The following is a 10,473-nucleotide window of genomic DNA, read 5'->3' as shown; positions in this document are numbered from 1 at the left end:
CTCTCTTGGTCTCCCCCGAATCTTCATGCCTGTGCCGGCTTAACTCGATCGAACCGCCGTGGTACGGACCCGTATGCCCGGTGGTGTGGGAGGGGTGGCGTCGCGAGACGTCCCCCTATCCCGATCATTCCCGCTCCAAAGGCCCGCTTTCCGGCAAATCCAGTTCCGGCAAAATGCCGTTTCTGGATTCCAAATCAACGGCTTGGGAATTCTTCACGGGCGACTGCTCCACAACCTGGGGTGTCGACAACGTCCTGGCGATGTGCGAGCTAGTTATCTCGAAAACATCGTTGGTCCCACACGTCAACGCCGGAACTATGCGCCGGGAGGAATTCGAGCGCGTCAAGGAGGTGAGCGGGAGCTCGCCGGCTTGATGCTTGAGAACGTGAGCCGCCGGTCATAGTAAAGGAAATGCCACATCAAGCCTGCCCCGACAAGGGGTCGTTGCAGCGCCTTCGCACCCTCGATGCCGCTGGCGAGGCGTCGGTGCCGATGACGACGGGAATCCTGATTGGCATCGGCGAGATTCGGCGAATCGAAAGCCTTCAGAGCATCGCGGACATTCATGAGAGGCATGGGCACATTTAGGAGGTGATCGTCGAGAATTTCCGGGCGAAGCCCGGCACCGCGATGGCGCATCATCGCGAATCGGATATGACCGATATGCTTCGCACTCTGGCGATCGCTCGGCTCATGCTGCCGGCGGAAGTTTCCTTGCAGGCGCCACCGAATCTGAATGAAGCGTTCGAGCGCTATCTGGACGCGGGCATCAATGACTGGGGTGGAGTGTCTCCGCTGTGCGGACCACATCAATCCGGAGTATGCTTGGCCTGCGGTCGGGAAAATTGCGTTGCGCACCAAACAGAAGGGCATGAGCTTGGTGGAACGTTTGACGACGTATCCGCTCTATATCTCCGACAGGCCGAGCGCTTTCTTCGGCCGGTTCCCCCGCGAGGCACTTCATCGTCTCGCGCGCGAAGATGGCTACGCGGCCAACCGAGCCCACGCCGAGGCAAGCTAGAGGAGTTCGCATGCACAGCGCCCAGCCATTCAGACCTTTGACACTTCGGGCAACCTCCGCAGAGGCCCTGCTTGGCCAGAGCAGCAGGGAAGTTCGGCACATTCTTGAGCGTTCTCTCTCTGGTCGCGAGGTTACGCGCGAAGACGGCGAGACCCTGTTCCGCGCCGCATCTTCGGACTTTCCGGCGATCGTGCGGGCAGCGGACATTGTTCGAGCGCAGCGGGTCGGACGCAGGGCGAGCTTCGTCGTCCGGAACACCAACTTCACGAACGTGTGCTACATGGGGTGCCGCTTTTGCGGCTTCGCCAAGCGCAAGGAAGATCCGGCCGCGGTGTGGTACCGCATGGAGGAGGTGGCACACCGCGCGCAAGTCGGATGGGATCGTGGTGCGACGGAGATCTGCATGCAAGGCGGCCTCCAGCCCGATCTACCTCCCACTTACTACCGCGACCTCCTGATCGTCGTGAAGCGCTCAGTTGCCGCGCATGCACGTGCATGCCTTTTCGCCCTTTCGAGGTCTGGTTCCGGGCGCACAAGCGGAAGATGCCCACAAAGGAGTTCTTGCTGGAACGCAAGGAAGCAGGACTTGGCTCGATGCCAGGAACCGCAGCCGAGATCTTGATGTCGACGTGTGGCGGAAGCTGACCCGAAACAAGTTGATGACGGAGGCGCGGATCGAGGCGATCCGGGCGGCGCACTCCATCGGGCTTCAAAGCACGTCGACGCTCATGTTCTGGGCTGTGCACATCGATTTGATCCGCTCGATCAAGGAGACCGGCGCCTTTACGGAATTCGTGCCTCTCAGTTTCGTGTATGCCGAGTCGCCCCTGTACGTGGACCGCGCCATCCCTGGTGTGCGCCCAGGCGCCACCCAGGAAGAGAACTTCAAGATGCACGCCATCGCAAGGCTGATGCTCGCGGGTTGGATCGACAACATCCAGGTTTTATGGGTGAAGCTCGGCGCGCAAATGGCAGCCGAGATGCTGCGCGCCGGCGTCAATGACCTCGGGGGGACGCTGATGGACGAATCAATCTCACGATCGGCGGGAGCCGACTTTGGCGAGGAGCTGACTCCTGCCGAGATGGTCAAGTTGATTCGTCATGCCGGCCGCACGCCCGTGCGCAGGAGCACGCTATACGACACGCTGGAGGAGTTCTCGGATCACGATCCGGTGGACATCGGTCCGCTCAAGCCTCGGCCGCATGATCCGATCAAGTTCCTTCGCCACGAGTACGTAACTGCTGATTGAGACGCGAAAGATGAAAGTGGCAGTCCTCGCTGGCGGTGTGGGAGGCGCGCGTATGGCACTCGGTTTTGCCGGCATCGTGCCACCGGACGATCTCAGCATCATCGTGAATGTCGGTGACGACGATCGGTTCCACGGCCTGTATGTCTGCCCGGACCTAGACACCGTGCTCTATACGCTTTCCGGGGTTGTCAATCGCACGCAAAGTTGGGGCGTCGCAGAGGATGGCACGCGTGCGCTTGAGGTTCTTCGCAAGCTGGATTCCCAAGGCGCATGGATGAAGCTTGGCGATGCCGACCTCGGGTTGCATATCTACCGCACTTCTCGGCTCGCGCAAGGCGCATCACTCACCGTGGTGACCGAAGAAATCAGTCGTCGCTTCGGCGTCCACTGTGCTCTCTTACCTGTGTCGGACGAAGAGTGTCCGACCGTGGTGGAGACCGTGACTGGGGTGCTGCGGTTTCAGGAGTGGTTCGTACGTGACCGTGCGGGTCCCACGGTCAAGAAATTGCACTTGAATTTGGCGCGCCAGGGTCGGATCACGGATAGCGTACGCGTAGCGCTATGTGCGGCTGATCTCGTTGTGCTGGCGCCATCGAATCCTTACCTTTCGATCCTTCCCATGCTGGAAGTGGGTGGCATGCGAGAAGCATTGCGACAGGCACCAGGATTGAAGGTCGCAGTCTCGCCGCTTATCGGAGGGCGCGCGATCAAAGGGCCCCTTGTGAAGTTAATGAGCGATCTTTAGGTCGGCTCGTCAAACTCTGACATCGTTGCGGCTTACTCGGACTTCGCGAATGTCTTTGTCATTGACGAGAGCGACTCGCGCGATATGGTCAACATTTCGAAAGAATGTGCGTTGCAGGTTGCAGTGACGCCCACATTGATTCCGGATGCACCCCGCGCCGAGGAACTTGCGCGGCGTCTCATTGAACTTGCGAGCAAGCGTAGCACCACTGGAGTCTCAAGATGAGGACCGTGGTTGCGATCCCGATGAAGGATCCGGCAGACTCAAAGACCCGGCTTGCAGACGCACTGACGGCCACTCAGCGCGAACACTTGGCGCTGGTGCTCATCCGCAGGGCGCAGACATTCTTCGCTACGCAGTTCCCTGATTTCGAACGGCTGGTGGTCACCCCGTCATCGCGCATTACTAGCGAAACCACGGCGTGCAACGCTGTGGCCTTGCTGGAAAAAGGCACTCGCGGCTTGAATCGAGCTGCCCAAAGCGCATTCATGTGGGCGAAGAAGCAGGGGGTTGATCGACTCTTGGTTGTCCCGGCAGACATCCCAATATGGCTGCGGTCGGAGGCGGACGAGCTGTTGGACGATGGGCGAAGACATAATGTCGTTGTGCACGCGCTCACGACGGCGGTACCAATGCACTGCTGATCGACCTTGTGCAAGTGGATTGATTCGAGTTTTGCTACGGCCGTAATTCGGCCAGACGCCACGCCGACGCAGCTTCGGCCGCAGCCCTGAGCTCGATCACGAGGCAGTGGCCTTTCCTCGGCCACGATATCGATACAGTAGGTGACTGCTTGGTCATGAGCCGGGAACTTTCCTTCCTGAAGGACGCCGGCTAACTATGCGACTTGAGCTCTTCGCGATTCCGTGCATTCCTGAGGTGCGTCCTGGCGATGATGTCGGCACCATTCTGGCGCAGGCAGCGCAGGCCGCCGGTGAAGAATTGCACGAGTCCGACATCATCCTCGTCGCACAGAAGATCGTATCGAAGAGCGAGGGACGGTTTCGCGCGCTATCGGAAATCGTACCGTCAGCGGAGGCGATGGATCTCGCCAAGCGGTGCGGCAAGGACGCTCGGAAGGTTCAGGCAATCCTTGACGAGAGTTCGGCTATTCTTCGGGTTTCAGCTGCGACTCCTGAGGGGATTATCATCGCGCGCCACAGGTCCGGTTGGGTGGCTGCCAACGCGGGTATTGACGAGTCGAACCTCGGCTCGGCGGAAGGCCAGCTGTTGCTTCTACCGGTTCATCCGGACGCGAGCGCGGCTCGAATCGCCGTCAGTCTGGCCAAAAGCCAGGCGTGATCGTGACCGATACTTTCGGGCGACCGTGGCGCAAGGGCTTGGTGAATGTCGCTTTGGGCACATCCGAGGTACCGCCCATCATCAGCTGGGTGGGGAAGACGGACGCTTACGGCCGGCGCCTTGCAGTTTCTGAACAGGCTTCGCGGACGAGCTAGCTGCTGTGTCGGGACTGTTAATGGTCAAGAACGCTGCTACACCAGCTGTGGTAGTTCGAGGATTGCAGTGGGATCGTGCTATGACGGCTACCTGTCGGGAGTGCGTTCGGCCAATCGAGCAAGACCTCTTTAAGGAACGCAACTTCCAAAGGCGGGCACCAGATGCACTTGCAAGGTGGCAATGGTGCTGATCAATCGGCGCTGGAAAGTGTGCTCGCGTAAGGAGACTTGATCATTGACACAAGTACGGCGCTTGTTCGGGCCGTTTCTCTCATCCCGCTCGAGGGCGTTACTCGACCGGCCAAGTCTATACGTTTGACCGTCTGTCGCGGTCCGATCATTCTGCGGTTAAGGTCGGTGATCCTGCGGCGTGCGAGCTGTTGAAGCTCGACGTGGAGGTGGAGGGGCATCCTCCATCTGCGTCAGAAGGGCCGCGGGATTGGCTTGGCGTCCAAGATCGACGCTTACGTCTTGCAGGACTGGATACCTACACGGCAAATCGCATGCTCGGGTATTCAGATGATCAGTGTGACTACTTCGATGCAGGCGTGGCGTCCACCGGTTGTCGAGTCCGAGACGGCAGCAACATAGGAACGGCGGGACTGAAGCCAGAGTGCAGGCGTTGTCGTTCCCGGCCCTACGAACCGCGGCGCCGCAATATCCTAAAGTACGCTGCTTGGCGTCAGGTTTTCCGCGCGCGCAACAGAGAGCTCGTACCCGCTATAGGCCTCGGGCTGCAGAATACCGGGGAAGCCGCAAAGGTGTTGACCAAAAAGTGCAGAAATTCTACGCAATTCCCACATTTTCGCAGATCTTATTTGATTTCTCCAGTTTCTTTGCCGAAAATCACCCCTGTAGGAAGCTATTTTCCGTTTCGGAAAAAAAAAGGTCGTTACGAGACCCCAATAGACAACGGGAGGAAGAGATGCCAGATACCGACATACCGAGCGCTGCCCGCATTTGTCCAAGTTCCGGGCCGACCACGGGCGTCATTCAGTGTGGCTTCGCTCTACCTCTCTACAATTCAAGGCACGTAAAGCAGTCACTAAGTGCCTATCGCCCGGACAGACTTAAAGGATCGTGCTGTCGTTCCATCGACCATCGAGCAGTAGCGTGATGCTGCTTTGAAATCTCGAACGGCAACCGCGGCTCGATATCTAAGTCGGAGCCGGGATTTAGGCGCCAACGTCAGTGCTGATTTTCTTGGGGAAACGCATGAAGAGGAAGCGCATGAAGCTTACGCGCGGAGCCGCGCTTGTGATCGGCTTGGTGGTCGCGGTGTACGGCACTTTGTTGCTCTATCCGCTCCTGCGAGTCTTCGAGGATAGTTTCCGCGAGTTCATCCCGGGCCGTGTTGGCGCCGACGCGAACTCGCCGCTTACGCTAACCAACTACACGGATCTCCTGCACGAGGCATACCTGTCCTATCTCTGGGACACATTCCGGATCGGCTTCATCGTTGCCTTCCTGGGCGTGCTCCTCGCGTTCCCGATTGCTCATTTTGTAGCCCGCCGGCGCTCGGACTGGCTTCGAAGGGCGACCATCGGACTCCTGATCACGCTCATGTTCTTGAGCGTGCTGGTGCGTGTGTACGCCATCGAGTTATCCTTCGGGCCGACGGGATTTGCGCGCGACATAGCGCCGCTATTCGGCGAGCAGATCGGGAGCCGCTTCTACATTGAGTTCATGATCGTGCTCGGGCTGCTCCACTACTCGGTGCCCATGTCCGTCCTCGTGCTCGTCGGCACGATCCAGAACGTTAATCCGCGGCTCATTGAGGCGGCGCAGGCGCTCGGCGCCGCCCGCTGGAAGTCCCACTTGGTGGTCACGCTGCCATTGAGCGGGCGAGGCCTTCTCTCTGCGTTCCTGCTCTCCTTCACGCTGTCAATCAGCGCCTTTGTCGTCCCCATGATCCTGGGGCGCGGCAAGATCAGCTTCGTCTCCAACCTGATCTACAACCGCTTCAGCGAGCTGGCCAATTTCCCTAGCGGATCGGCGGTCGCGGTCGTAATGCTGGTTATCTCCCTGCTGGCGATCTACGCGGTCTCCCTGCTGGCCAGCAGCCGCTGGGAGGGCGCCGTCCGATGAAGCGCGCCGCCGACAATGTGTTGAGCGTCATGGTGCTGTGCCTGTCCATTGCCACCATAGCGTTTCTCGTTACCCCGCTGCTCATCGCTACCGTCATGTCCTTCGATGCGCGGCAGTTCCTCGGGCAGTTTCCGCCACCCAGCCTGTCGCTGCAATGGTACGTGGGCTTCTTCTCGGACGCTTATTACCTCAAAGGCCTGCAGGTCAGCCTGATGCTGGCGCTGGCTGCGACCACGCTATCGACCTTGGTCGGCGTCGCAGCGGCGTTCACGCTCGACCGCTATGACTTTCCCGGGAAGGAGCCTCTCTCCGCCTTCTTTCTGTCGCCCCTTGTCGTTCCCCACGTCATCATCGGCTTCTCGCTTCTGCTCTTCTTTTCCACGATTGGCGTGTTCAGCGGGCCGATCCCACTCATCGGTGGCCATCTGATCATCACGGTGCCCTATGTGATCCGAACGACTCTCGCGAGCTTGGTGGGAATCCGGAAATCGCTCACGGAGGCCGCTCTAAGCCTCGGCGCCACGGAGCGGCGCGCCTTTTGGAAGGTGACGGTGCCTCTGTCAAAGACTGGCATCGCCGCAGGCGCTGTCTTCGCTTTCGCCTACTCAATAGATGATGTCTCGGTCGCCCTATTCCTGACGGGCCCGAACTTCTACACGCTGCCGGTGGCCATGACAAACATGATGCTCAATGAATTCGACCTGCGCATCGCGGCGGCGGCCGTTTGCCTCATGGTTCTGACCATCGCGCTGATTTGGGTCTTGGATTGCATCGTGGGCCTGGACAAAGTGATCGGACAAGGCGTTTATCATAAGTAGGATCTCATGACTGTATTGGAACTCAGCACCGTCTCGAAGCGCTATGGCGAAGAGTTGGCCGTGGACAACGTCTCCTTTCAGGTCGAGGAGGGACGCATCGTCTCCCTTCTCGGGCCGAGCGGCTGCGGTAAGACCACAACGCTGCGCCTCATCGCGGGCTTTGAAGTACCGGATGGCGGAGACATCCGCATTCGCGGCGAGTGCGTGAGCACGAAACGTCCCTACGAACGCAATGTGGGACTGGTCTTCCAGGACTTCGCGCTTTTCCCTCACATGAGCGTGGAGGCAAACATCGCCTTTGGCCTGCGCGAGCGCGGCGTCCCTGCCTCCAAGTTCCCGGAGCGAATCCGCTCCGTCCTCGATCTTGTGAAGATGCGCGGCTACGAGAAGCGTAGCCCACAGCAGCTGAGCGGCGGGCAGCAGCAACGGGTGGCGCTGGCCCGCGCGCTTGTGACCCAGCCTTCTCTTCTCCTTCTGGACGAGCCGCTCTCCAGCCTGGACGCTAAGCTGCGAGAGGCGCTGCGAGTGGAACTGAGGCAGATCCTTACCTCGGCGGGCACCACCACCATCATCGTGACGCATGACCAGTCGGAGGCCATGAGCCTCGCCGACCATATCATCGTCATGAGCAAGGGGCGGATTATGCAGCGGGGCTCAGCCGAAGAAATCTATAGTGCGCCCGCCAACAAATTCGTTGCCGATTTCGTCGGGCAGTCGAATTGGTTCACGGGCCGCCTCGACGGCGGCCGGTTCGTAACTGAGGACGGGCTGTCCATCGCAGTGGCAGCCAAGGCTCCCGGCGGTGCCGTGGAGCTTGGCATCCGGCCCGAGCGCATCGCCGTCCGGACCAAGGGCGCCATCGCCGCGGTCGGCGTCAACGCGCTGGAGGGCGTGATCGAGAAGACGGAGTACCTTGGCTCGACCATCCACCACTGGGTTCGCCTGGCCAATGGCCGCAGAATCCACGCTGTCGTGCAAAACAACGGCCAGTGCTTCGCGCGGGACGGCGAAAGCGTCCAAGCGGAAATTCGTCCGGAGGATTGCCTCGTACTCGCGCCGGAGGCCTAAATAAGCGGGCGGCCCCTGGTCATCCCAAGGACGCCCGGCGGAAGGCGAAGAACAGCTTGGCGCTCCGAGAGCGAATGAACGGACGCACAATCATCGCTTTATAGCTGTCGAGATTGGCCATGACCACGATGACGTCTGGCCGAAGGGTCGGCAGGAGATCTTCTCGATATTAGTCCGAAAGCTCTCGCCATTGGTCGGTCCCTCGCTGAACCCTGGCGCATCGATCCTGTCATGGCGCAAGGGCGCCAGGAAGGTCATGGCTTTGCTGCGCCGGTGGGGACCTTGGCAGGGAGTCTATGCCCGGGTGGCGGCCCTTCGGCTTGTGACCGCCCATCTGGGCCCGGAGCAACGCTGCCGGTCTCATCGACCCGCTGCCTCCAGCCAATTGCCGTGCTGGTCGCACCCCCCAAACTGCGTGGTTGCCTGATTGCGGGATAACACTGCGGGCTGCTTTCGGGATCATCGCCGTCCGGATTGAATCGAACACACGGTGGCGACCCTGGTTCGGCAGCGCGTGTTCGGGATTGCGCTCGGTTACGAAGACCTCAACGATCATGACGAGTTGCGGCACGATCCGGTGATGGCGGTGTTGGCGGGCAAGTTGGCAAGCCGGCGCGAAGATTGTGCGCCGGTGGCCGGCAAGTCGACGCTGAACCAGCTGCAGCTGAGCCGGAAGGAGCCGACGCGCTACCACAAGATGGCCTATGAGGCGGCTTCGATCGAGGCGTTACCGGTGATGGTGTTCCTGGAGGCGCACGCGCGGCCGCCCGAACAGATCATTCTCGACCTTGATGCCACCGACGATCCGCTGCACGGGCGCCAGGAGGGCCGCTTCTTCCACGGTTATTACGACTGCTACTGCTATCTGCCGCTCTACGTGTTCTGCGGCCGGCATTGGCGGCCAAGCTGCGGCGCTCCAACATCGACGCCAGCGCGGGCAGCGTGGAAGAGGTCGCTCGGCTCGTGCGCCAGATCCGCGGTCGCTGGCCTGTAGCGCGGCAATCTGGATGAGAAGACTCTCAGCTTGATTGTCGCGCGGCAGGCCTCGCCGCCCGCCGCCTGACCAAGGCCGCCAAGGCGCGCGTCGCACCCCACTGACACGCCTCGCCCCGGCGCGCAGCGGCATCACGCCTCGGCCCACGCAAACCCCACAACACAATCGCAGAAGCGCCTACGGCGCAATAATCCCACTCGCACTGCACCAAGGCCATCGCCAAAACCAGTTCGCGCGTTGCTTTATCGCTCAGCGGTGTGAGAAATGCGGGCTAGCGTGCCGTGCCTTGCAGGCTGGCATGGCCGAGCAGAACCTGGATGACACGAATGTCGGCGCCGTTCTCCAGAAGGTGGGTCGCAAAACTGTGCCGTAGTTTGTGCACCGTCACGCGCTTGTTCAGACCGGCTCCGATGTGGGCCGAGCGGCACGCCGCGTGCTGCACTGTCGCATCGAGCGGCCGCTCACTGAAACAGCCAGCGTGTCGGTCGGGTTAGCCGCCGATAGGCCCTTAGAACTTCAGAAGCTGCGGCGAGAGCGTGACGTAACGGTCCGTGCCGCCTTTGCCTTATTCAACCGGATTACCATCCGCTGACTGTCGATATCCGCGACCTTGAGGAAAACGACTTCCGATACCTTAATCCGGCGGCATAGACCGTCGTCAACGCAGTGCGGCTCTTCAGAATCGGGATCGCCTCCAGAAAAGCTCACCACCTCGTCGGCACTCAGCACGACCGGCAGCTTTCGTGGCTCCCGTAGGCGATGCGCTCGGGATCATACTGTGGCCGAGCGTCACCCTGCGCGGAGAGGGCTCACTTGGGCCATCGGAAAACCTCCTGTCTGAAAGGTTGGGCTCTGAAAAACCTCAATCCTCTCAGACAGGAGGCGGCCGTTACTACCTACCCTCAAATGCCGCGCCCGCGGCTTCGTTGTGTGCCGGGCATGCTCAATAGCTCGGAAGTGAAAGTCTTCCACCCAACCTGATGGAGGTGAAGGGTTAGTGAAACGCAAGGGCTGCCGTCGCGAGGCGGGGTC

The 10,473-nt window shown here is 60.5% G+C and carries 9 protein-coding genes and 4 pseudogenes; 11 read left to right on the top strand and 2 right to left on the bottom strand.

Features of this window, described 5'->3' with window-relative positions; all coding sequences use genetic code 11:
- Positions 1 to 374: pseudogene (locus GWE18_RS41325) on the top strand (hypothetical protein); the annotation flags it as partial.
- Here GWE18_RS41325 and GWE18_RS41320 read toward each other — a convergent pair.
- Positions 343 to 813 carry a hypothetical protein gene (locus GWE18_RS41320; RefSeq protein WP_275191230.1) on the bottom strand — a complete coding sequence of 157 codons (471 nt, stop codon included), beginning with the start codon at positions 811 to 813 and terminating at the stop codon, positions 343 to 345. The pseudogene GWE18_RS41325 and the gene GWE18_RS41320 overlap by 32 nt on opposite strands.
- Before the next feature lie 37 nt (positions 814 to 850).
- Between GWE18_RS41320 and GWE18_RS41315 the strand changes: the two genes are divergently transcribed.
- From GWE18_RS41315 to GWE18_RS41275, 10 genes and pseudogenes are all read left to right on the top strand, one after another.
- Positions 851 to 1,021: a hypothetical protein gene (locus GWE18_RS41315; protein WP_275191229.1), complete on the top strand. Its 171-nt coding sequence runs from the start codon at positions 851 to 853 to the stop codon at positions 1,019 to 1,021.
- A 485-nt stretch (positions 1,022 to 1,506) separates the two neighbouring features.
- The gene (locus GWE18_RS41310; RefSeq protein ID WP_275191231.1) at positions 1,507 to 2,271 is read left to right on the top strand and encodes a hypothetical protein; all 765 of its coding nucleotides are present in this window, start codon (positions 1,507 to 1,509) and stop codon (positions 2,269 to 2,271) included.
- Positions 2,272 to 2,281: 10 nt separating this feature from the next.
- A complete protein-coding gene (locus GWE18_RS41305) occupies positions 2,282 to 3,016 on the top strand; it encodes a 2-phospho-L-lactate transferase CofD family protein (protein WP_275191228.1) in 735 nt (244 codons plus the stop codon).
- A 221-nt stretch (positions 3,017 to 3,237) separates the two neighbouring features.
- Positions 3,238 to 3,660, top strand: a complete 423-nt coding sequence (locus GWE18_RS41300; protein WP_275191227.1) for a hypothetical protein — start codon at positions 3,238 to 3,240, stop codon at positions 3,658 to 3,660.
- A 196-nt stretch (positions 3,661 to 3,856) separates the two neighbouring features.
- A complete protein-coding gene (locus GWE18_RS41295; RefSeq protein ID WP_275191226.1) occupies positions 3,857 to 4,318 on the top strand; it encodes a coenzyme F420-0:L-glutamate ligase in 462 nt (153 codons plus the stop codon).
- 563 nt (positions 4,319 to 4,881) lie between these two features.
- Positions 4,882 to 4,982: pseudogene (locus GWE18_RS42445) on the top strand (GTP cyclohydrolase); the annotation flags it as partial.
- 721 nt (positions 4,983 to 5,703) lie between these two features.
- On the top strand, positions 5,704 to 6,561 hold the full coding sequence (locus tag GWE18_RS41290) for an ABC transporter permease (RefSeq protein WP_275191225.1): 858 nt from the start codon (positions 5,704 to 5,706) through the stop codon (positions 6,559 to 6,561).
- Complete coding sequence (locus tag GWE18_RS41285) at positions 6,558 to 7,379, top strand: ABC transporter permease (RefSeq protein ID WP_275191224.1); 822 nt, start codon at positions 6,558 to 6,560, stop codon at positions 7,377 to 7,379. The genes GWE18_RS41290 and GWE18_RS41285 overlap by 4 nt, the downstream gene beginning before the upstream one ends.
- A gap of 6 nt (positions 7,380 to 7,385) precedes the next feature.
- Positions 7,386 to 8,447 (top strand): ABC transporter ATP-binding protein, encoded by a 1,062-nt coding sequence (locus GWE18_RS41280; protein WP_275191223.1) that lies wholly within the window; start codon positions 7,386 to 7,388, stop codon positions 8,445 to 8,447.
- Positions 8,448 to 8,931: 484 nt separating this feature from the next.
- Positions 8,932 to 9,425, top strand: a pseudogene (locus tag GWE18_RS41275) (transposase); the annotation flags it as partial.
- 290 nt (positions 9,426 to 9,715) lie between these two features.
- Here the strand turns inward: GWE18_RS41275 and GWE18_RS41270 are convergent.
- Positions 9,716 to 10,194: pseudogene (locus GWE18_RS41270) on the bottom strand (tyrosine-type recombinase/integrase); the annotation flags it as partial.
- Positions 10,195 to 10,473 lie beyond the last annotated feature (279 nt).

The sequence above is a fragment of the Bradyrhizobium sp. CSA112 genome, from assembly GCF_029051645.1.
GTDB lineage: Bacteria > Pseudomonadota > Alphaproteobacteria > Rhizobiales > Xanthobacteraceae > Bradyrhizobium.
The sequence above is the reverse complement of the archived record's forward strand: the minus strand, read 5'-3'. Positions and strand labels throughout refer to the sequence as shown.

Bases quoted from the DNA above. Each gene is read 5' to 3' on its own strand.
- GWE18_RS41295 (WP_275191226.1), top strand. From the start codon at position 3,857: ATGCGACTTGAGCTCTTCGCGATTCCGTGCATTCCTGAGGTGCGTCCT.
- GWE18_RS41290 (WP_275191225.1), top strand. From the start codon at position 5,704: ATGAAGCTTACGCGCGGAGCCGCGCTTGTGATCGGCTTGGTGGTCGCG.
- GWE18_RS41310 (WP_275191231.1), top strand. From the start codon at position 1,507: ATGCACGTGCATGCCTTTTCGCCCTTTCGAGGTCTGGTTCCGGGCGCA.
- GWE18_RS41285 (WP_275191224.1), top strand. From the start codon at position 6,558: ATGAAGCGCGCCGCCGACAATGTGTTGAGCGTCATGGTGCTGTGCCTG.
- GWE18_RS41280 (WP_275191223.1), top strand. From the start codon at position 7,386: ATGACTGTATTGGAACTCAGCACCGTCTCGAAGCGCTATGGCGAAGAG.
- GWE18_RS41305 (WP_275191228.1), top strand. From the start codon at position 2,282: ATGAAAGTGGCAGTCCTCGCTGGCGGTGTGGGAGGCGCGCGTATGGCA.
- GWE18_RS41300 (WP_275191227.1), top strand. From the start codon at position 3,238: ATGAGGACCGTGGTTGCGATCCCGATGAAGGATCCGGCAGACTCAAAG.